We start from the raw sequence: 19,825 nt of genomic DNA, 5'->3' as shown, positions 1-19,825 counted from the left end.
CATCAGCCAACACTATTGATGGCAGACGTCCCAGCGAAGCCCCCGAAGCGCCCGACGTCCAACAGCGCGGCGTCGTCGTATGAGCCTCGGGGGCTTCGTCTGTCATTCTGGACCATCCGACCGACAAGTTCGGTCGATGTCCGCCACCATGCCTCGATGCAGCACCCGCCGGCCGACGACACCGGTGTGGTCTGCTTTGTGCATCACGCAGCGGTTGTCCCACATAACGACGTCTCCCGGCATCCACTCGTGACGCAGGACGTTCTCGTCTCGTGTGCAATGGTCGACCAAATGCTCGACCAGCGCCCGTCCATCCTCGGGCGTCAGGCCGCTGACAGTCGCACATCGTGCCGGAGAACTCAGGTACAGAGCGCGACGAGCCGAGACCGGATGCTTGCGCACGACGGGGTGCACCGCGGCCTTCTCGTCGTCCTCACCCAGCTCCACACCGGTGACGACGTGCTTGATCGAGCGCGTCCCAACGTCTCGGCGGATGTCGTTCGGCAGCCGCTCGTAGGCCCGATATTGGTTGGAGAACAGCGTCTGCCCCCCAAGCTCCGGTACGTCCACGGCGCGCAACGCCGTGTACGCCGGCGGCGTGCGGACGTAGCTCGTGTCGACGTGGAAATTGGAGCGCGGCGGCGTCTCGCGGCCGACGTTGCTCACCACGTTGAGGTCCGGGTGCCCGTCGACCGGTGTCTCCCCCGTCGTGAACATCAGCTCGCCGAAGCTGCGCAGGAACCGTGTGAACGCAGCGTCGTCGATGTGCTGTTCGCGGAAAATCAGCACACCATGCTCGGCGAGCAACCGCTGCAGTATGTCGACATGAGCCTGCCGGAGCGCGTCAACGTGCACACCCTTCACCACGGCGCCGCACGGTTCTAACGGGGTGTAGTGCATTCGACGCTCCTCTCATGGTCCAGTTCGGCGACCGTGTCCGCGAACAACTGCTCGACCGGTATGCCTGCCGCCGCGGCCATCACCGCGATCACGCTCGTCGGCGCGAATGAGCAGTACAGCCCCGCCTCCAGGAACCACGGCTCACCGTTCGGATCGATCCGGAAGTCGAACAGGCTGTAGTGCCTACACCCCAGCGCCTCATGGGCGCCACACGCGACGTCCCACACCCGCTGGGTGATCGGATCCTCGCAGTCGACGATCCACGCGCGCTCGTCGTCCTTGGCCACCAGATACAGTGAGCCGTCGTCGTGGCGCGCAAGCTTGTCCGCTTTCTGGCGGACGCTGTCGACCGCATACTCCTCCAGCGGCAAGCAGTCGAGTTCGCCATCGCGAACGACGGTGCCGCACCGCACTTCCCGGCCCAACTCGACATACGACTCGACGAGGGCGGCATCGCCATGCGTCAGCGCGTCGCGTACCGCGCCGCGATAGTCCGATGTCTCACGGACCAGCGTCACGCCGACCGAGTTGTCCTCCGCGACCGGCTTCACCACGACCGGCAGCGCAAGGTCCACGGGCGTCTCGTCATGCACCACGCGCCCCTCCGGCACGCGGACACCTGCCGCGGCGACGACCTCGCGGGTTCGGGCCTTGTCCGCGGCGATCGCCATCACGGACGCGGGATTGCCGATGAACGGAATGTCCAAGGCGTACAGCAACGAACGATACGACGTCATGCCGGGTAGGCAGAACATCTGCGGCACAGCGACACTCACGTCCAGCTGTTCGAGATATGCGACAGCCGCCGCGGTCTCCACGAGCGGAGCGTCGGCAAGCGCGGCCGGTGTCAGGTCCAGAGGAAACTGCCACTTCCCGCCCGGCGACACGTACGCCACGCGATGGTCGTAGCGGTCGCCCAACGCTGCGAGACACCCCCGCGCATACAACGCCGACAGCTCGGCGTGAAACGCGTCGACTGACGAGCCGACGAGGTGCAGGACGGTCCGGGCCACTAGTCGCCGCCCGTCTCGACCAACTTGCCGATGTTGAAGTCCATCCGTGTCCAGCTGTGCCGCCGGCGCAGGTTCTGCCACAGCAGCGACGGCATCTGTACGTGATGAACCGCAAAGAACGGCAACGGATCCCACCGCGTGAGGATCGCGTCGGTCCCGCGAAGGATCGTCCGCAGCCGCGCCCTCCTGTTCGGTTCCGTGAGCAGCCGCCACACCTCGTGATACAGCCAGTACGTCGGCCGCGACGCCGGCGTCGGCGTGATCAATGCGTGGCCGTCCTGCAGGTAGGCCTCGGCGACCGCTGGATGGTCGTAGAACATCGTGATCGCCGAGTGCGTGCGCGGATTGCACTCGATCGCATACGCGTGCCCGTCGTCAGCCTCGATGAAGTCGAACGACAGCTGACCCGTCACACCCAGCGCACCGACGAAACGTTCGACCCACTGCCGAATCTCCGGCTTGTCGACGTGCTCGTAGTTGATCTGAAACGCCGACGACTCGCAGCACCCGTACACCTGCAGTCGCCCGTTACGCACGGTGCCGTGCGTGCAGTACTCGTCGCCCTCGATGAACTCCTGCAGAATCCACGGATCGTCGGCCGACATGTCGAGGCTGCGGGCGAACTCGGCGTTGCGCGAACGGGTTTCGGCGGACAGTCGCGTGAGATCCATGCGGCCCACCGGGTTGTACGCGATGCGCTTCAGGATGTAGTCGCGGCCCGGCGGGAAGTCGAACTCGTCGATCTGCGCCGGATCGGTGATGCGGCGGAAGTCCGGCACCCGCAAGCCGAACGATCGTGCGATGCGAGAGAACTCGACTTTGTCATCGACCAGCCGCACCTCTGTCCTGTGAGCGTGCACGACCTCGCACACCTCGTCCAGCAGCGCCCGCGCCTCGGCGTCCGGCACGCTCGCCGCCGGGCTGCACACCGGCACGTAGACGTCGACCTTCTCGCGGCGGACGATGTCGAGCAGCGCCCTGGCGTATCCCGGAGCCGTGCACTCCGGCACCACGTAGAACCGGTCGACGGCGCGTGAGAACCGGTGACCGGTGAACCGGTACTTCTTCGACTCGACCAGCACCACCCGATGGCCCGCGGTGTAGAACGACCGCGCCAGCTGCAGCGCCTTCGTCATCTTGCCGCCGCTGATCAGGACCGTGCGCGGTGCGCCGGTTGCGCTGCGGGGCAAAGCCTTCCGTGTGGCGAGTGCCACCAGGACAACAGCAAGATTGACCGGCGCGACCAGGCACAGCCCGGCCAGCGCCGCCAGCGTACGTCCGAAGGCCGGTTTCGTCGTCGCGGGCGGCGCTGGGATCGTGGGGAGGAAAGTCGCGGTCACGTCGCCCGCCGGATCAAGGTCAACCCGTCCCGAAGCGGCAGCATCACCTGCTCGACCCGCGGGTCGTCGGCCACCGCCTTGTTGAACGATGCGATCGCCTGGCCGTTCGCGGTCACCCCGACACCGGTGTACGACTGGCCCTGCAGCAACGTGTTGTCCACCGCGATCACCGCGTCCGGTGCCAGCAACGTGCTGTCCAGCAGCAGGTCGAGATACCCGAGATAGCCCGCCTTGTCCGCGTCGATGAAGACGAAGTCGAACGAATCACCGGCCGCTGCCAGACGTTGCAGCGTGTCCATCGCCGGACCGACCTCGACGGTGATGCGGTCCCCGGCCGGAGAATCGTCGAAGCAGCTGCGCGCGAACGCCGCCACGTCGGCATCGACCTCACATGCCAGCACGACACCGTCCGCAGGCACCGCTTCGGCCATCGCCAACGCCGAATAGCCGGTGAACATTCCGATCTCCAGCACCCGCCGAGCGCCCGACAGCCGCACCAAGAAATTGAGCACCTGTCCTTCGACGTGGCCGCACAGCATCTCCTGCTCCAACGCCCCGCTAGACCGCGCCGCCCAGTCGGCGTCCATCGTGCGCTGCGCGAGACGTGCCAGCGCAGGCGACTCCGGCGTCGTGCGGCGATGCAGATAGAAGTCCAGACCGTCAGCGAGGTCCCGCGCATGCTGAAGTCGATTGAGCAGCTGTAGAGGCGCGCCACCCCAAGCATCCAATTCGGCGTAGATGTCGCACAACTCGGCGGCGAGGATGGTCGTCGGGGTCACCGGACGTCCGGCTACCCCTTCTCGCCGATCGACGTCAAACATGAGCAGGTTCTGGCGCGAACATGTCGACGCCGTCTCCGCCGCGGTCGAACTCCAGGCACAGCTTCTTGTGCAAAGTCAGTGTGTCAGTGAGCTCTTCGATGGTGACGTCGTTGAGGAAGGTGCACTGTCCGATGGGGTCGGGGGCTGCGGCCCGCAGTCGGCCGTCGCGGGTCTTGAGGATCGCGGCGGTCGCACTGCTGAGTAAATCGGGCGTGAGATGCTCGCTGTCGAGAGCCAGGCCCAGAGAACTCATGACACCCAGGACCCGATCGCGGTCGGCGGTCGACAGCAGCCCGCGCTGCTCGGCCAGCGTCACCGACAGCGCCATGTCGATGTTGATGGCATGACCGTGGAAGAACGGCGTCGGTGGCGTGAGTTCCAGTGTGGGACTCCAGGTATGACCGAAGGCGATGACGCGGTCGAGGTCGATCTCATGCAGGTTCGGGGCCTCCAAGTCAAGCATCGTCGCGATGGCCTGATACGTCAGCCGGTGCCCGACACTTCGCAGCTCCTTCGACCCGTCGAGATGACCGAACCGGGTACGCAGCAGCTCCGGACCATACGTCTCCAGCAGAGTGAAGATGTTCTCGTTGCCAACCACGGCGATCTTGATCAGCTCCGCCATGCCATTGCGCACCTGATCGGTAGGCAGCGTGGCGAGAAACGAGAAGTCGAGGAACACCTTCTGCGACGCGTGGTACGCACCGAGACGGTTCTTGTTCTTGCCGTGATTCACCGCGACCTTGATCGACACGCTCGCATCGATGAGCCCGATCAGCGTGGTCGGGATCCGGATATAGGGCGTGTTGCGCCGGTAGCTCGCACACGCGAAACCCGCTACGTCTGTAGTCAATCCGCCGCCGACGACGAGTACCGGCTCAGTGCGCACCAGGCCATAGGCGTCGAACTCAGTGACGATCCGCTCGAACGTATCCAGTGACTTCGCCGTCTCGCGGATCTGGACCGGCACTACCGTGAGCGCGATACCGTGGCAGTCGAAATAGGTGTGAATGCGGTCCCGGTAGAGCTCGTAGACCGTCTCGTCGACGACCATCAGCGCTCGTCCGTACGGGCGGTAGCAGTCTGCGAGCTCGTACTGAGCGGGGTGGAAGATGCCGTCGACGTAGACGAGGTCGTACTCGATCTTCTCGTAACCCTCGACGTGAAAGGCCTTGTCGTCGCTGGTGACTCGTGCCTGCATGTTGCTCACGATGTTCTCCTCGGCTCTCGGGGCGGTCAGGCGTTGGCCAGCTCGGACAGACGGTCGAGGTCAATGGAGTCGACGGTCTCGGTGGCGTCGCCGAAGTCGCCTCCTGCGGTGTTCTCATTCGGAAACGCCACACAGGCGATGCCCGCGTCAACAGCGGCTTTGAGTCCGCCTTCGTTGTCCTCGATCGCGACCGCGTCCGCCGCGTCGACGCCGAGCTCGCTCAGCGCGTAGAGATACGCCGACGGCGCGGGCTTCGGGTCCTCGACCGCCGACTTGTCGACCACGATGTCGAAGTCGCCGGGGTCGATCTCGCCCCGCAGGGCATCGAGTAGTGCGGCGACGTTCTCGCGCGAGGTGGTCGTGACGAGGCCGACCTTGTGCCCGCCCTCGCGGGCCCGCTTGATCGTCTCGGCGACACCCGGGCGCGCCGTCATCTGCTGCGTGCCGAGCAGCTCTTGAAAGATCGCCGACTTGGCGGCGTGGACTTCCGCGGCATCGACGTCGTCACCGCACGAGGCGGCATGGTCGGCGATGCGCTGCGCGCCGCCGTTGGATCCCAGCATCTCCCGGTAGTCGTCACGCGACCACTGCCAGTTGAGGCCGTGCGCGGCGAACGCCTCGTTGAAGGCGCGGCGTTGCAGCTCCGAGGTGTCGGCGAGCGTGCTGATGGATCCGAACAGGATTGCGGACATGGATACGGCCTTTCGTTGACTCAGCGTCGATGACGTTCTGCGATGCGAGCCCTCCGCGACCCGCCCTCTTGGCGCTGGATCCCCGGTCCACTAATGGCCTAAACGTTCAGTTATGATTAATTTTTCCAATATTGGACATTCCGTTCATTAGATAACTTCTAGGCCAGTGTCAAGGGCCATTGAGAAAGGGCATCGCCGTGACTCCTGCCGAGCGCTTCGCCTCTGGCGACGCTGCGCAGGATGCGCGGGTAGCCCGAACCAGGGCCGACGTCTCGCGTGTCGCGCTGAAAGTGCTGACGGACGAGGGCTCGGATGCCTTGACGCACGGTCACGTCGCGGAGCTCGCCGGCTACTCGAAAACGACGCTCTACACGCATTGGCCGTCGCGGGTCGATCTCATCCTGCTGGCGCTCGACGCGATCGGCGATATGCCGCACCAGGAGCCGACGGGCAACCTGCGCGCAGACCTCATCGGCGAGCTCAAGGTGTTCCGCGGGGTGGTCCTCGATTACCGACTCGACCAAATCTTGGCCGTTATGGCGCAGTGGGCGTCAGTCGACGAGATGGCGCGCGTGCGCGATCAGATCAACACCGACGGCCAGAAGCCGATCCGGGGCATGCTCGCCGAGGCCTTCAGTGGCGCGGAGTTGGAGGCAGCGATCTCCATGCTCGCCGGTGTGGTCGCTTGTCCCACAATGATGTTCGGTTCGGTGCCGGACGACGACGTCATCGAGGCGGCCGTCGACGTGGTGTTGCGGGCTTCCAAGCGCAAGCGGTCGCGCTGACCGGCGTCAGAGCCGCCCTTTGAGGATGAGATTCCAGTACATCTGCGGCAGACCGTAACGGTCGAACGCCCATGCCGACCAACGCGGTTTCAGCGGATCGACGAACGACGGCAACGAACTCGTGAGCGCCCCCGTCCGGTCGAACTCGCCGAACATCAGCCGGTTCGTGTCGGTCGCAATCGGCGCCACCGTATAGCCGTCGTACTCCTTGAACCGGCCACCGTGGCGTGCCGCCATCAGGTTGTCGACCAGGATCGCCGATTGGCGTCGTATCGCTCCGCCCGACGGGTCCGTGCCCACGTTCGCCGCGTCACCTAGCGCCCACACGTTGGCGTGAACCCGATGCCTGAAGGTCTTCGGGTCAATGTCCACCACTCCGTGCGCGTCGGCATCGGCCAGGCCCGACGCCTCGATCCATCGAGGTCCGCGAAACGGCGGGACGAGATGCAACAGGTCATACTGCAGTTTCTGCTCGACACCGTCCCCCACCCGGACCGCCAGCTTCCGCTCCGCGGTGTGCACACCGGTGACGGTGGCGTTGTTCAGCACCTGTACGCCGATCTCGTTGAGATAGCGCCGCAGCCGGTCGTCGATTTCCGCGACGCCCAGCAGGTCCGGCCTATCGACGATCAGCGTGATGTCGATGTCGTCTAGACGCTCCGTCCGCGACCAATACGCCGCCGCGAGGAACAACGGCTTGAGCGTGGTGCCCGTGCAACTCACCGGCGGCCGCGGCACCGTGAACACCGCGTGCCCGTCCGTCATGGACTCGACCAGTTGCCATGTCTTTTCGGCGTGGTCGAGATAGTTGCTTGCCACTGCTTCGCTGTCGACGGCCGTGAAGACGTCGGCCAGGTCGTCCTCATCGGGGACGAGTCCAGGCGCGAGAACCAGGTCGGCATACCTGTAGACGCGGCCACTTCTGCATCGCACCGTCTGCGATTCGGCGTCCACGCCGACGGCAGAGTCCTGCAGCCATGTGCATTCGTCCGGGGTCACTGACTCCTGTGTGCGTTCGGCGCTGCTTCGTGACGCCTGACCACCGCCGACATAGGACAGGAGTGGGCGATACGTATGCACCGCAAGCGGTTCCATCACGCCGACCTTGACGACTCCGCGTCGCAGCAGACGAGCCGCCACGCTGAGCCCGGCGTTGCCGCCGCCCACGATCAGGACGTCGAACGAATCTCCGCTGTGCTCCGGTGTGACATCCATGGCTGAGCACTACCCGGTTCGCGGCCCGCCAATCGGTTGTCGAACTAACGGAGGTAGGTTTGCCCGTCCCGCGGGTATCCCCCGCCGTCCGTGGCGATGTGAACGTGGTCGTAGTGATTCGCGGTGTCGCCGCCGCGATCCGACATCGCTCTCTGCGAGCCGTCGGGCTTGTAGATGGTCTGCCGCCAGATCACGTGATTCAGGTCGAAGCGCTTCGCATTCGCCAGGACATACGCCAGAACGCTGTCGCCGAGCGCTTTCCCGGCCGGCGTGCGCGCGTTCGGAATCATCACGTCAATGGCCATCCCGTGCGGATGCCATTTCAAGGAATCCGGGCGGACCCCGCCGATGTTCAGGATCTCGGGAAACGCCGCGCTCACCGCGCGGGCCGCCAAGATCGTGTCGACCTGCAGTCCCTGCTCCTGCGCAACACCGATGGGCAAGGTGGGCGGGGGGACCGGGTGCGCCGCAGTCGGGGGCACTGCTGCCGGTTTAGAAGCCACCACCGTCTCGCAGCAGAGGACATCGCCGTCCATATGCGGATACGCGTCTGCGCCGACGACAAACAACGTGGCGATGGCGACGCCCGCGGCGACCGCCATCGGCGACCGTTTCCGCGTTTTCGGCAATGCGTGTCTTCCCATCGGACGGGGAGGCTACCGACACGCCCGAGCGCGTAGCAAACTACAACTGCCGAGGCGTGATCTACTACGATCTTCCCTTGCCGTTGAGATCACGGTTTGCAACTGCACTATCCAGGCAATTCGGGTAGTGCACACACGGGTAGTGCCACTGCTGAGAGTGGCGTACATCAAATCTCAGCAACGATGTGACATCCGTCAAGTGCGTCGCTGAGCCCAGCTTCAGCGCCCGCCATCCACTTCATGCGCCCTCGGCCCAATCCAGGACACAAGTCGCGTCACAGGCGACACTGGTCAAGATCAATCGACGGAGGGGAACCGGTGACATGACGAACAGCGCGTACCGCCAACAACCGATGTTGCGCCGAGTCGGCGTGATCGCGTGCTTCGCGCTCGCAGTCGCGACGGCCGCCTGTTCGTCGTCGGATGAAGCTCCAGCGGAAACCAGCGCGTCCCCGACGTCAACACCGGCACCCGAGACAGTGACCGCAACCGCCGCACCCCCTTCGACGGTGACCGTCACCGCCCCATCACCTGCCACGGTGACGATCACTCCGCCCGAAGGTCGTCCGGGCGTGAACGTCGAGCCGATCACCGGGCCGTTCCAGTCGCCGTCGGGCAATATCCGCTGCACGATGTTCGACTCTGACGGTCGCAACACCGTCCGCTGCGAGGTCGTCCAACACGCATGGCAAGCTCCGCCGCGGTCCCCCGACTGCCAACTGAACTGGGGCGACCGGGTCGAACTCACCGAGGACAGCCCCGCCGTGTTCAGCTGTTACGGCCAGAACCTTCCTGAGCCGCAGGCCACCCTCGACTACGGCAAGGTCGCCATCTTCGGCTCCATCTCTTGCAATAGCCAAGTCTCCGGAATCCTGTGTCTGGACAACGACACCGGACACTTCTTCAACGTGTCGCGCGACCTGTATCAAGTCGGCTGATCCCATGGCCGACGTCGTGTCCGTCGAGGCGGACGTTGACGGCCCGATCAGTACGGCGTGACGGTCGTCCCGTCGATGGAGACGTTCATGCCGTGGACGCTCTTGATGTTCGTCAGACGCGTGCCCTCGATCGTCAGCAGCAGGCCCCAGCCGTGGTACCGATAGGGCTGCGGGTTGACCATCGTCACCTCTTCACCAGACGTCGGCCCGATGCCGCCCTCGACCCAACTGAACGTGCCGTCGGCGGCCACCGACGCGACGGGTTGCCCGGCCGGGGCACCGACGAATCCTCCGGGCCGTTCACATGCGGCCGCTTCCTTGGTCACCACGCAGCGCACATTGCCGGCCGTGCGCAGGTATTGGGCCACGGGGTTATAGGTGCCGGGCTGCGCTGAGGCCGCCGGCGCAACCCCAACCGCCACGACCGTCGCGGCCACCCCCAGGACTGCGGCCGATCGTCGTTTCATGGCTTCCCCCTACCGAGGCGGCGTCGTCGTCTCGGTGATTGTGCGCCTTTACGCGCATGCGCATGTGCCGATCCGCGGTGGCTCTGGTTCCGAATACGTAATGACGCACATGAGAGGAGACCGTTGACCACTGCACAGGTACACAGCAGTGCCCCGTCGGTGCGGTCATGGAGGTGGATCGCCGCGGCCCTGGCACTCACCCAGCTCGTCGCGCCACTGGTCGCGAACGCCGTGGCGCCCGATTTCTTGAAGTCCGGCGCGACCAACCAGGCGCTCATCACACCCGCCGGTTACGCCTTCAGCCTGTGGGGTCTGATCACCCTGCTGAGTGCGGCGACGGCGCTGGCGATCCTGCGCTACGGATTGGGCTCGTGGTGGGAGACGAGCGTCCTCATCGACACCAGCGTCGCGTTCGTCGGATTCAGCGTCTGGTTGATGGTGGCCGCGCAGGACTGGCTGTGGGTCAGTGTCGCCGTCTTCGCCGCGATGGTGTCCGCGCTCATCCACATCATGCGGTTGCTCGTGCGACGTCGCCATGATCTGACCTGTCCACCGTGGGTCGCGGTCCTGACGACGGTGACGTTCGGTCTCTATCTTGGATGGAGCAGCATCGCCGTCTTCGCGAATGTCGCCGCGGCACTTATCAATAGCGGCGTTTCCGCCTCGGCCGCCGGATGGCAGTTCGTCGTGCTGGCCGCCGCCACCCTCAGCGCACTGATACTGACGACGATGCTGCGAGGCACGCTCGGCTACACGATCGGCGTCGTGTGGGCCCTGGTCGCCATCGTCATCGGTGCGGCCGACCGCGACAGCGTGTTCTTGTCGGTGACGGCTTCAATCGCCGTCGCGCTCGTCGTCATCGCGACGGCTACCGCGCTGCGACGCCGCCGACAGTCACTCGTCTGAGTAGTCGAAACTCAACCACCGCTGCGGGCGCATACGGATGAGCACGGACGTCGACGTCAGGTTGGCGTCGGTGAACTGATTGCCCGCCTCCTCGCCGAGGTAACGGACCGCGATCTGACGCACCTCCGCGTCAGCAGCCGGCCCGATCTCGGTCACGTCGCCCTCGGCGGTCACGTACTTGTACGGCGGCTGCTCGTCCTGCGCGGTGATCGAGAACCGGCCGGCGGCGCGAATCAGCTTGTGCTTCACCGAGTCGGACTCAGTCCACAACAACACGTCGCCACCGGGCTCGTACCCGTACCAGATGGGCACGCTCAACGGGGCGCGGTCCTTGCGTTCGACCGCGACCACGCCGACGTGGAGATCGGACAGAAACTTCTCGCGGTCATCACTGCTCATCTTGGCCATATACGGCCAAACCGTGTCGGGTCGAAGCGCATTCCCTAACTAGCGCGCCCGGTCTGCTGCTGCAACTCGTCGATGAGCTCGGACGCCTGCGCCTTGGTCAGATCGTCGGGGATGTCCCGCCCGGCCTCCTGGCCGAGAGTATTCAGGTAACTGCGCTGAGGTCCGGTCATGGGCTCATCGCCCGTCACCCATTCCGACGTATCCTTCTCGGCGTTCTCCAGCGGGGCTTGTTGAGTGTCATTGGTCATGACCGCAGAGTTGCCATCGCACATGCGTTCGAAACCTGTTCCAACTCCTCGTCTGTCAGCAAACGCCGTATATCGCGTGCATCTGCGCGCATCGTGGCAAAATGAGGGTCCTAACCGCCCGGCTGGCTGAAATTCTTCCGAGAAGTGGCCAGCTGAACCCACCTGAACAGCAGCTAACGGCCAAGGCCCTCGGCCGCGTGAAAATTGGCGTACAGGGGGTGCTCAGACCGATGGTAATGTTTCAGCAAACACGAATGCTGCTATCGCGAGGGTGGGGTTGTAGTACATGGGCAAGGACTTGCGGGTCGATCCGGTCGAGGTGAAGATGGCCGCCGACCATGTCGACGTGGCTGCCGACGGCCTGCGAGCCGACCATGGCGTCGCGCAGGAGCGCATCGGTACCGCCCAAGCCGGGTGGATCGGGACGAGCGGGGACGCGCTCGCCAAGCTGTCGACGAAGTGGGAGGAAGACTCCACCCGGCACTACAACGAACTCATCGCGCACGTCGAAGGTTTCAAGTCAGCCGCCGCGAACTACGTCAGCACCGACAACCAAGGGGCCACCGAGATCGAAAACGCGGGTACGGACCTGGGGCTGTAATCCGTGGGGATAACGCTTGCCGACGTTCAGAGTTGGCAACCCGAGCAGATCGACGAAGTGTCGCAGGCTGCGGCGCAGCGTGCCCGCACCAGCGGTGAGACGGCGGAAACCCTGCGCAACCTGTCGGTGTTCGGGACGTGGAAGGGCGAAGCCGGCGAAGCCGCACAGCAGGCGATCAATCAATCGGCCACCACGCTGTCGCTGTCACAGAAGGAAGCTTTCCTCGTCGCTATGGGCGCGGGGAAAGCCGCCGCCGATGTCCGCAAGGTCAAGAACGACCTGCAGAGCCTGCTCGACTACGCCAACGCCGCGCCACACGTTCAGATCGACCTGGCCACCAACTCGGTGATCCCGCCCGACACCACCGGGTGGTCGGAAGAAGACATCAACGATCTCATCAAGAAGACCGAAGAGGTCGAGAACAAGATGGTGGCCGTGCTGGCCGCCGCCGAAGAAGCGGACGCCGACTTGGCGCGGGTGCTGACCGCCGCGACCGGAGGTGACCCCGCGCTTCCCGGCGAGCAGGGCACCAACGACGGACAGTCACTGCAAGACGGGCAACTCACGCCGGAGGAAATGGCGCGCCTCGAGGAGAACACCAATCTCACGCCCGAGCAGCAGGAGGCGTTGGTGCGCGGCGATCTGGTGCTGCCGACGAGCCAGATGGAGTACCTCAACAATCTTTCGCGGTCGCTGGATGGCAAGACCCCGGCCGAGATTCGCTCGATGATCGACCAGATGAACGCCAACGGCCAGAACGGTGGCGCCGTCACCGACGCGCTGCAGCTGCTCGGCAACGAGAACATCACCACCGCCGGCGACCCCGGGCAAGGCGTGCCAACGCAGGGCGGCATGGCGAACCTGCCGTCGGGTATCCGCGAAACCTTCGAGCGGCCGACACGTGGGATTGCCGTGCCGACACAAGGCACCAACGAGCAGGGCAATCCGACCATCGAGATGCCCGACTACGAGAATCCGTTCCCCGAACTGAACAACTACCGCGACATCGCGGCGATCGTGAGTGCGGGCGACGCCAACCTGCAGCATGGGACGGCGCTGGACAAGGCCCTGCTGGACAAGTCGGAAGAGGTCCTGCACGGCACGCACAACCCGCCGTATTACCCGTGGTCCGAGAACGTCGAATGGACACAGCAACGCATCGACCCGGCGGTGCAGGACATGCTCAGCGCGGCCGGACGCGACCAGATGGCCGTGCACAGCGAGCTCGTCGGCGCCGGCGGGCGGCCGAACAACGACGCGTTCATCGAAGATCTGTTCACCCATCAGTGGGCGGACGACGGCGCCGCGGCCGGAACCCTGCTCAACGGCACCGGCGCTGTCCCGACCGACCTCACCGACCCCACCCAGGTGGAACAGGCGACGCGCGCCGGTCAGATCATGCATGCGGTCGACTCATATATCGGCGGCGACAACACGCCGAAATTGCTCGACATCCCCGGCACTGACGGGCAGTCGGTCGGCCAGCTCAATCCCGAGCTCACCCAGGCACTCGCGGAGGCAAACAGGCCCTACATCGACGACATGCTCGGTAATTCGCTGGACGACAGCCAGGGTTTCCGCCCGCTGGATGACATGAAGAACCCGGAGATGCCGGTCATGCGCGATCTGTTCGCCGTGATCGACAGCAATGCGGACGCCGCCACCACCCTCAACAGCCAGGCGTATCTCAACGGCCTGCAGTACCAAGCCAATTTCGAGCAGTCCATCATCGACGGCGGCACGGTCAACACCGGCGATCTGCAGTCAGCCGGTACGTTGCGTGGCGTCATCGATTCCGCGGCGAACATCGCCGACAACGACGCGATCGCGTACGGCAACCTGCAGGACGTATTGGCCTACGAGAGCCGCGGCATGTGGTTTGACGTCGCCAAGACGATCGGTGGGGAGATCCCAGGCGTCTCGACGATTCTGGATTGGAGCGATAAGGTTCCCGGCGATCCGCTGCACCAGATCTTCGTCGGCGACGCGCCCGCAGGCGCCGACCCGACCTACATCGCCCAGCAGAGTTCCGAAATGATGCAGTACGCGGTGGCGCAGCGACTGATCGACGCCAACCTCGGCGATCCGTCCGTCTTCGGCGAATTCGACCTGATCGACCCCGAGACCAATCAACTCAAGCCCATCAAGCAGGACGAGTTCGGCGACTTCCGTTCCGCGTTCACGGACTACTTCATGGGAATCGACCCGACCGTGAAGGCAGGCATCGAGGACTACGAGGACGCCTACCGGGACGCGCTCCCCACGCCGACGGGGCACACGGGAGGATAGCGAGCGTGACATCGATCGTGCGGTGCTGCGCGGCGCTCCTGCTGATCGTGGTGGGACTGACGGGATGCCGCGCTGAAGAAGCGCCCGCGCCGACCTTCGCGAATTGGCCGCAGAATCTGGCTGACTTCCGGTTCCGGTGGGCGGCCGAGCCGGGCATCGACCTCGTATCCGGCCCGGCGGTGCCGCTGCGCGCATATCTGGAGTCGTACCGGATCGCGCAATTCACTCAAGAGAACGGCGACGCGTATCCGGGATTCGATCGCGCCGTCCCGCAACGGCCGCCACCCAACTCAGACGCCCCCGCTGAGTTATCCGGCATCCGACCCTTGACCGACGTCGAGCAGTTCGGTCCCCCGGTCCCATTCTTCGGCAACGAGTTCTTCCACATCCTCGAGATCACGCCGATCGAGGGCGGCTACCGCGCGTACGTGTGCGACGGCCTCTACAAGATCTTCCGCGAGGGTGAGGACGAGGATAAGTACGTGTCCGTCGTCAGATACGCCTCGAGTCGTAGGGGCCTCGGCGACGTCAACGGCATGAAGGTGTGGCGGGTCGAGTTCACCGACAGCCCGCCGGCCGCCGACGCCCCTGCGGAGGTGACCGACCAAAGCGGGCCCAACCCAGCGCCCGGCGGAGACGTCTTCGGGCCGTGGCGCATCACCGGCGCCAACGATGTCCGCTGGGGGACTCTGATCACTGATGAGTCCACCGCCGACGAGCAGGTCGACGGAGCGCGACGGATCTCGCAATGCTCCGATCTGCTGCCGCACTGGCGCACCGAGCGGGACGCGAACATCACGGCGTCACTCGATACGCCGCCGACTCCGGAGCCCGCGTCACCCGGCTGGCCGGAGGCGAGCTGACCGGCGAAGACCCCAAGATGCGATGATCTTGGCTACTTACAGACAAAGGAGTCTTTGTAGCGCATGAGCATGCTCAATCTCTGGCGGCGCCCACCCGGCGTGCCTGCCATCGAGAACCCCCGTGCCGAGGGCCGGTTCCATCTTCCTGACGGCCGCCGCATCGGCTACGCCGAGTACGGCGATCCGAACGGCCCCGTCGTCCTGTGGTTTCACGGGACCCCAGGGGGCCGACGCCAGCTGCCGCTCGTCGGTCGGCGCGCCGCCGAAGAGCTCGGTCTTCGCGTCGTCCTGATCGAACGGCCCGGCTCCGGACTGTCCGACCCGCACGTCTACGAGTCGATTTCCGATTTCGCGGATGACATGGCATGTGTGGCCGACGCACTCGGCGCCGCACGTCTCGGCGTCGTCGGCCTCTCCGGCGGTGGACCCTATGCGTTGTCCTGTGCAGGCACCGGCGCGCTTGCCGGCCGCGTCGTCGCGGTCGCCGTTCTCGGCGGGGTAACGCCATCGGTCGGACCCGACGCCACCGCGAGCGGTGCCATCACCATGGCCCACCGCTATGGCGCCGTGCTCTCCGCCATGCGCGAACCCTTCGCCCGGATCACCGCCGGACTGCTGCTGCCGATCATCCCGCTCGCGCACGTCGCCTACCGCGGCCTGACCAAGATCATGCCCGCCGGGGATCAACGGGTCTTCAGCGATCCCGACATCGAGGCGATGTTCATCGACGACATCATCCACGTCCTCGACGGCAAGGTGCCGTTCCAGGCCCTGCTCGACGATGCCCGTCTCTGTGGGCGTGACTGGGGATTCCGTCTCGCGGACGTCAAGGTGCCGGTGCGGTGGTGGCACGGTGACGCCGACTCCATCATCGGATTCGATGACGCCAAGAAGGCCGCCGAGCGGCTCCCCGACGCCGAGCTCATCCTCATGCCGGACGAGAGTCATCTCGGCGGATTCGCGGCGGCCGATGAGGTGCTCGGCTACGTCGCGTCCTACTTGTTGGCTGCGGGCGAGAACGTCAAGACCGACGCGCTGTAGCTGACGGAAATAGCAAACCGCTGGAGATGATTGACCCAGGCTTTCCGCCTGGTCGCAATGGTTTCCGTCGTGCATAAGCGCAGTTACTGACGTACGCGCAAGCCCACATTTAGTCCAGCTGACCAAAAGTCTTGCAGGGAAACACAACTGAGAGTTTTCTGAAGCTGCTGACGGACGACGGAATTCGTACTACCCTCAAGATTGGTTGAGCTCCCAGCCCGCCGGCGCGCTTCGTGTCGTCCTGGGACTCATCCGGGATTGATCTCCGGCGACACCTCTAACCAAACGATCTTGGGGTTGTGCATGAGGGATGGGACCGTTCGTATCGGTCGCCCGGATCCTGCTTCGGTAGATGAACACCGACAGTGCGGCAGAGCGACGTTCGCAGTGCGACGGCTGGCCACGTCGCGACTCGCGGTGGCGGTGATCGGCGAGATCGACGCCCGCAACGGGCGCGAGCTCGGCCATTTCGTCGAGGAGCACACCGGGATTTCGCGCCAACTGGTGCTCGATCTGCGGGCCGTCGACTTCGCAGGCACCCAGGCTTTCACCGCGCTGTATTACATCAGCGTGCACTGCGCCCGTAACGACGTCGACTGGATCCTCGTCGGGAGTCATCCCGTGCGACGCCTGCTGTCGATCTGCGATCCCGATGGTGAACTGCCGCTCGTCGACGACCTCACGTCGGCACTCGAGCAGCTGACCCGCTCGGCGCGGTGCCACCAGCACGTTCGTTCCGCGGTCTAGCGGACCAGTCCCACCTCTCTATTGATCCATCCTGTGCATCAGTCATGCCCAAAACAGTCTTGGACAGGCATGGATCGGGCTCCTAACGTAAGTGGCAGACCAGCGACCATCGACGGCCTAGGAAGTCATGACTGCCACCATTGCGGGCTCTTTGCGGACCACCGGACCCACCGGACAGATGCTCATCGCCGGCGAACCCGTCCGCGGATCTGGCACGCCCATCAACGCCTTCGACCCCTCGCTCGGCGAGGCCCTCGAGCCCGCCTATAACCACGGCGACTCCTCCAACGTCGACGCCGCCTGTGCCGCCGCAGCCGCCGCCTTCCCGATCTACCGCGCCACCACGTCCGAGCAGCGCGCCGAATTCCTCGAAGCCGTCGCCGCCAACATCGAGGCGGTCAAGGACGCGATCATCGCGCGAGCCACGGCCGAGTCCGGCCTTCCGACCCCCCGCATCACCGGTGAGGTCGGCCGCACCACCGGTCAGCTCCGCCTCTTCGCGTCCGTCCTGCGCGAGGGCTCGTGGAACGGTGCCCGCATCGATCCCGCCCTGCCCGACCGTCAGCCCGCGCCGCGGCCCGACATCCGTCAGCGCGCGGTGCCGCTCGGCCCGGTCGCCGTCTTCGGCGCCTCCAACTTCCCATTGGCATTCTCCGTCGCAGGAGGTGACACCGCCTCGGCGCTGGCCGCCGGATGCCCGGTCGTCGTCAAGGGACACGACGCCCATCCGGGCACCTCCGAGCTCGTCGGCCGCGCGATCACAGACGCCGTCGCCGAGGCCGGCCTGCCCAAGGGCACCTTCTCGCTGCTCTTCGGATCCGGCCCCGACCTTGGCATCGCGCTGGTCACCGACCCCCGCATCAAGGCCGTCGGATTCACCGGATCCCGTTCCGGCGGAACAGCTCTCGTCGCTGCGGCAGCTGGCCGGCCCGAGCCCATCCCCGTTTACGCCGAGATGAGCTCCATCAACCCGGTGTTCCTGCTCGACGGCGCCCTGAGTACCCGCGGCGCTGACCTCGGCAAGGCGTTCGTCGGTTCCCTCACCATGGGGTCGGGCCAGTTCTGCACGAACCCCGGCCTTGTCATCGCCGCCGACAGTCCGGGTCTCGACGACTTCATCACCGCCGCCCGCGACACGCTCGCTGCCTCCCCCGCCACTCCGATGCTCACCCCGAACATCGCGGGCAGCTACGCCGACGGTGTCACCGCACTGAGCAAGGAAGCCGACCTCATCGGTCGTGGTGAAGTCGGCGACAACGAATGCGCCTGCCGCGCTGCCCTGTTCGGCACCGACGCCGCCACCTTCCTGAACTCCGAAGGCCTGCAGGCCGAGGTGTTCGGCTCGTCCAGCCTCATCGTGCGCTGCAAGGACGCCGCCGAGATGCGGGCCGTCGCCGAGAACATCGAAGGTCAGCTGACCGCGACCGTGCACGCCGACGAGTCCGACTACCCCGAGGCCGGAAGGCTTCTCCCGGTGCTCGAACTCAAGGCCGGGCGCATTCTGTTCGACGGATGGCCCACCGGCGTCGAGGTCGGCCACGCCATGGTGCACGGCGGCCCCTTCCCGGCCACCTCCGATTCTCGCAGCACCTCCGTCGGCTCGCGGGCGATCGAACGCTTCCTGCGGCCCGTCGCCTACCAAGACGTGCCGAAGTCGTTGCTTCCCAGCGCGATTGCCGACGGAAATCCCGACCACCTGTGGCGCCGCATCGACGGCCAGCTCACTGCCGACTGACCCACCCCCACTCACCAAGGAGCCCAGCCCGATGCATCCCAAGTTCGACGGCGTTCTGTTCTTCCCCGTCACGCCCTTCACCGAGACCGGTGCGGTCGACCTCGACCTGCTGGCCCGCCACGTCGCAAAGGGCGTCGACGCCGGACCCGGCGGCGTCTTCATCGCTTGCGGCACAGGCGAATTCCACGCCTTGGAGCCGCAGGAGTTCAGCGACGTCGTCCGCACGGCCGTCGAGACCGTCGCGGGCCGTGTTCCGGTCTACGCCGGTGCAGGCGGATCCGTCGCCCAGGCCAAGCTGTTCGCCAAGTTCGCCAAGGACAGCGGCGCCGACGGCCTGCTGCTGCTTCCCCCGTACCTCGTCGAGGTGCCCGACGCCGGCCTGGTCGCCTACACCCGCGAGGTCGCCGCGGCCACCGATCTGCCGGTGATCGTCTACAACCGCAACAACGCCCGCTACACCGAGGCGACGGCGATCGAGGTCGCCAAGATCCCCAACGTCATCGGATTCAAAGACGGCACAGGCGATCTCGACAAGGTCGCGCGCATCGTCCGTGCGGTCACCGACGCTGTCGACAAGGACTTCCTGTTCTTCAACGGTCTGCCCACCGCGGAGACCACGCAGCAGGCCTACCGCGCGATCGGTGTGCCGCTGTACTCGTCGGCCACGTTCGCCTTCGCGCCCGACCTGGCGCTCGCGTTCTACAACGCGCTCGAGTCGGGCAACGACGCACTGGTCGACGCCTTATCGGCGGCCTTCTTCCATCCGCTCGTGCGCCTGCGCGACACCGTGCCGGGCTACGCCGTGTCCCTCGTGAAGGCCGGCGTCGCGATGGAGGGCATCCCCGCCGGACCGGTCCGCCCGCCGCTGGTCATGCCCAGCTCCGCTGACCTCACCGAGCTGCAGTCGATCATCGCCGCCGGACGCGCTGTGCTGTCCGAGGCGCTCGCCCAGGCCCGCTAGT

At 65.6% G+C, this 19,825-nt stretch carries 21 protein-coding genes; 10 read left to right on the top strand and 11 right to left on the bottom strand.

Features of this window, described 5'->3' with window-relative positions:
* Positions 1-102 precede the first annotated feature (102 nt).
* The 6 genes from ACIA48_RS16515 to ACIA48_RS16490 are packed head-to-tail and all read right to left on the bottom strand — an operon-like array spanning position 103 to position 5,976.
* Positions 103-900, bottom strand: a complete 798-nt coding sequence (locus ACIA48_RS16515) for a TauD/TfdA dioxygenase family protein (protein WP_396733448.1) — start codon at positions 898-900, stop codon at positions 103-105.
* Complete coding sequence (locus tag ACIA48_RS16510; RefSeq protein WP_396733445.1) at positions 882-1,913, bottom strand: D-alanine--D-alanine ligase; 1,032 nt, start codon at positions 1,911-1,913, stop codon at positions 882-884. The genes ACIA48_RS16515 and ACIA48_RS16510 overlap by 19 nt, the downstream gene beginning before the upstream one ends.
* Complete coding sequence (locus ACIA48_RS16505) at positions 1,913-3,253, bottom strand: ATP-grasp domain-containing protein (protein WP_396733443.1); 1,341 nt, start codon at positions 3,251-3,253, stop codon at positions 1,913-1,915. Before ACIA48_RS16505 ends, ACIA48_RS16510 begins: the two co-directional genes overlap by 1 nt.
* A complete protein-coding gene (locus ACIA48_RS16500; RefSeq protein WP_396733440.1) occupies positions 3,250-4,074 on the bottom strand; it encodes an O-methyltransferase in 825 nt (274 codons plus the stop codon). The genes ACIA48_RS16505 and ACIA48_RS16500 overlap by 4 nt, the downstream gene beginning before the upstream one ends.
* On the bottom strand, positions 4,067-5,275 hold the full coding sequence (locus tag ACIA48_RS16495; protein ID WP_396735022.1) for a sedoheptulose 7-phosphate cyclase: 1,209 nt from the start codon (positions 5,273-5,275) through the stop codon (positions 4,067-4,069). Before ACIA48_RS16495 ends, ACIA48_RS16500 begins: the two co-directional genes overlap by 8 nt.
* Positions 5,276-5,310: 35 nt before the next feature.
* Positions 5,311-5,976, bottom strand: coding sequence for an HAD family hydrolase (locus tag ACIA48_RS16490; protein ID WP_396733438.1), 666 nt, complete (start codon positions 5,974-5,976; stop codon positions 5,311-5,313).
* 197 nt (positions 5,977-6,173) lie between these two features.
* Here ACIA48_RS16490 and ACIA48_RS16485 point away from each other — a divergent pair, with 197 nt between their 5' ends.
* The gene (locus ACIA48_RS16485; RefSeq protein WP_396733435.1) at positions 6,174-6,761 is read left to right on the top strand and encodes a TetR/AcrR family transcriptional regulator; all 588 of its coding nucleotides are present in this window, start codon (positions 6,174-6,176) and stop codon (positions 6,759-6,761) included.
* A 6-nt stretch (positions 6,762-6,767) separates the two neighbouring features.
* Here the strand turns inward: ACIA48_RS16485 and ACIA48_RS16480 are convergent, their stop codons facing one another.
* Both ACIA48_RS16480 and ACIA48_RS16475 read right to left on the bottom strand, forming a co-directional pair.
* Entirely contained in the window at positions 6,768-7,976 is a 1,209-nt protein-coding gene (locus ACIA48_RS16480) for an NAD(P)/FAD-dependent oxidoreductase (protein WP_396733432.1), read from the bottom strand.
* Between the two features lie 44 nt (positions 7,977-8,020).
* Positions 8,021-8,620 (bottom strand): hypothetical protein, encoded by a 600-nt coding sequence (locus tag ACIA48_RS16475; RefSeq protein WP_396733430.1) that lies wholly within the window; start codon positions 8,618-8,620, stop codon positions 8,021-8,023.
* Positions 8,621-8,943: 323 nt separating this feature from the next.
* Here ACIA48_RS16475 and ACIA48_RS16470 point away from each other — a divergent pair, with 323 nt between their 5' ends.
* The gene (locus ACIA48_RS16470) at positions 8,944-9,558 is read left to right on the top strand and encodes a DUF6636 domain-containing protein (protein WP_396733428.1); all 615 of its coding nucleotides are present in this window, start codon (positions 8,944-8,946) and stop codon (positions 9,556-9,558) included.
* A 47-nt stretch (positions 9,559-9,605) separates the two neighbouring features.
* Here the strand turns inward: ACIA48_RS16470 and ACIA48_RS16465 are convergent, their stop codons facing one another.
* Entirely contained in the window at positions 9,606-10,025 is a 420-nt protein-coding gene (locus tag ACIA48_RS16465) for a hypothetical protein (RefSeq protein WP_396733425.1), read from the bottom strand.
* 123 nt (positions 10,026-10,148) lie between these two features.
* Between ACIA48_RS16465 and ACIA48_RS16460 the strand changes: the two genes are divergently transcribed.
* On the top strand, positions 10,149-10,931 hold the full coding sequence (locus ACIA48_RS16460; RefSeq protein WP_396733422.1) for a hypothetical protein: 783 nt from the start codon (positions 10,149-10,151) through the stop codon (positions 10,929-10,931).
* Here ACIA48_RS16460 and ACIA48_RS16455 read toward each other — a convergent pair.
* A complete protein-coding gene (locus ACIA48_RS16455; protein WP_396733419.1) occupies positions 10,920-11,339 on the bottom strand; it encodes a pyridoxamine 5'-phosphate oxidase family protein in 420 nt (139 codons plus the stop codon). The two genes, ACIA48_RS16460 and ACIA48_RS16455, sit on opposite strands and share 12 nt — an antisense overlap.
* 35 nt (positions 11,340-11,374) lie before the next feature.
* Entirely contained in the window at positions 11,375-11,587 is a 213-nt protein-coding gene (locus ACIA48_RS16450; protein WP_396733416.1) for a DUF3072 domain-containing protein, read from the bottom strand.
* A gap of 286 nt (positions 11,588-11,873) precedes the next feature.
* On the opposite strand from ACIA48_RS16450, the gene ACIA48_RS16445 reads away from it, so the two are divergent.
* From ACIA48_RS16445 to ACIA48_RS16415, 7 genes are all read left to right on the top strand, one after another.
* Positions 11,874-12,188 (top strand): WXG100 family type VII secretion target, encoded by a 315-nt coding sequence (locus tag ACIA48_RS16445; protein ID WP_396733413.1) that lies wholly within the window; start codon positions 11,874-11,876, stop codon positions 12,186-12,188.
* Positions 12,189-12,191: 3 nt separating this feature from the next.
* Complete coding sequence (locus tag ACIA48_RS16440; RefSeq protein ID WP_396733411.1) at positions 12,192-14,477, top strand: hypothetical protein; 2,286 nt, start codon at positions 12,192-12,194, stop codon at positions 14,475-14,477.
* A 5-nt stretch (positions 14,478-14,482) separates the two neighbouring features.
* Entirely contained in the window at positions 14,483-15,340 is an 858-nt protein-coding gene (locus ACIA48_RS16435) for a hypothetical protein (protein ID WP_396733408.1), read from the top strand.
* 63 nt (positions 15,341-15,403) lie between these two features.
* On the top strand, positions 15,404-16,381 hold the full coding sequence (locus ACIA48_RS16430) for an alpha/beta fold hydrolase (RefSeq protein WP_396733406.1): 978 nt from the start codon (positions 15,404-15,406) through the stop codon (positions 16,379-16,381).
* A 303-nt stretch (positions 16,382-16,684) separates the two neighbouring features.
* Positions 16,685-17,128, top strand: coding sequence for an STAS domain-containing protein (locus tag ACIA48_RS16425; protein WP_396733403.1), 444 nt, complete (start codon positions 16,685-16,687; stop codon positions 17,126-17,128).
* Between the two features lie 127 nt (positions 17,129-17,255).
* Complete coding sequence (locus tag ACIA48_RS16420) at positions 17,256-18,863, top strand: aldehyde dehydrogenase (NADP(+)) (protein ID WP_396733400.1); 1,608 nt, start codon at positions 17,256-17,258, stop codon at positions 18,861-18,863.
* 31 nt (positions 18,864-18,894) lie between these two features.
* Positions 18,895-19,824 carry a 5-dehydro-4-deoxyglucarate dehydratase gene (locus ACIA48_RS16415; protein WP_396733397.1) on the top strand — a complete coding sequence of 310 codons (930 nt, stop codon included), beginning with the start codon at positions 18,895-18,897 and terminating at the stop codon, positions 19,822-19,824.
* The last annotated feature ends 1 nt before the right edge of the window (position 19,825 follow it).

It is taken from the genome of Mycobacterium sp. NPDC051804, from assembly GCF_044452905.1.
Classification (GTDB): Bacteria; Actinomycetota; Actinomycetes; order Mycobacteriales; family Mycobacteriaceae; genus Mycobacterium.
This window is presented reverse-complemented; position numbering and strand designations above follow the sequence as displayed.

Excerpts from the sequence above, each read along its gene's own strand:
- ACIA48_RS16470 (WP_396733428.1), top strand. The coding sequence starts at position 8,944 with ATGACGAACAGCGCGTACCGCCAACAACCGATGTTGCGCCGAGTCGGC.
- ACIA48_RS16465 (WP_396733425.1), bottom strand. The coding sequence starts at position 10,025 with ATGAAACGACGATCGGCCGCAGTCCTGGGGGTGGCCGCGACGGTCGTG.
- ACIA48_RS16480 (WP_396733432.1), bottom strand. The coding sequence starts at position 7,976 with ATGGATGTCACACCGGAGCACAGCGGAGATTCGTTCGACGTCCTGATC.
- ACIA48_RS16490 (WP_396733438.1), bottom strand. The coding sequence starts at position 5,976 with ATGTCCGCAATCCTGTTCGGATCCATCAGCACGCTCGCCGACACCTCG.
- ACIA48_RS16450 (WP_396733416.1), bottom strand. The coding sequence starts at position 11,587 with ATGACCAATGACACTCAACAAGCCCCGCTGGAGAACGCCGAGAAGGAT.
- ACIA48_RS16445 (WP_396733413.1), top strand. The coding sequence starts at position 11,874 with ATGGGCAAGGACTTGCGGGTCGATCCGGTCGAGGTGAAGATGGCCGCC.
- ACIA48_RS16495 (WP_396735022.1), bottom strand. The coding sequence starts at position 5,275 with ATGCAGGCACGAGTCACCAGCGACGACAAGGCCTTTCACGTCGAGGGT.
- ACIA48_RS16515 (WP_396733448.1), bottom strand. The coding sequence starts at position 900 with ATGCACTACACCCCGTTAGAACCGTGCGGCGCCGTGGTGAAGGGTGTG.
- ACIA48_RS16475 (WP_396733430.1), bottom strand. The coding sequence starts at position 8,620 with ATGGGAAGACACGCATTGCCGAAAACGCGGAAACGGTCGCCGATGGCG.
- ACIA48_RS16500 (WP_396733440.1), bottom strand. The coding sequence starts at position 4,074 with ATGTTTGACGTCGATCGGCGAGAAGGGGTAGCCGGACGTCCGGTGACC.
- ACIA48_RS16430 (WP_396733406.1), top strand. The coding sequence starts at position 15,404 with ATGAGCATGCTCAATCTCTGGCGGCGCCCACCCGGCGTGCCTGCCATC.
- ACIA48_RS16415 (WP_396733397.1), top strand. The coding sequence starts at position 18,895 with ATGCATCCCAAGTTCGACGGCGTTCTGTTCTTCCCCGTCACGCCCTTC.
- ACIA48_RS16420 (WP_396733400.1), top strand. The coding sequence starts at position 17,256 with ATGACTGCCACCATTGCGGGCTCTTTGCGGACCACCGGACCCACCGGA.
- ACIA48_RS16425 (WP_396733403.1), top strand. The coding sequence starts at position 16,685 with ATGAGGGATGGGACCGTTCGTATCGGTCGCCCGGATCCTGCTTCGGTA.
- ACIA48_RS16455 (WP_396733419.1), bottom strand. The coding sequence starts at position 11,339 with ATGGCCAAGATGAGCAGTGATGACCGCGAGAAGTTTCTGTCCGATCTC.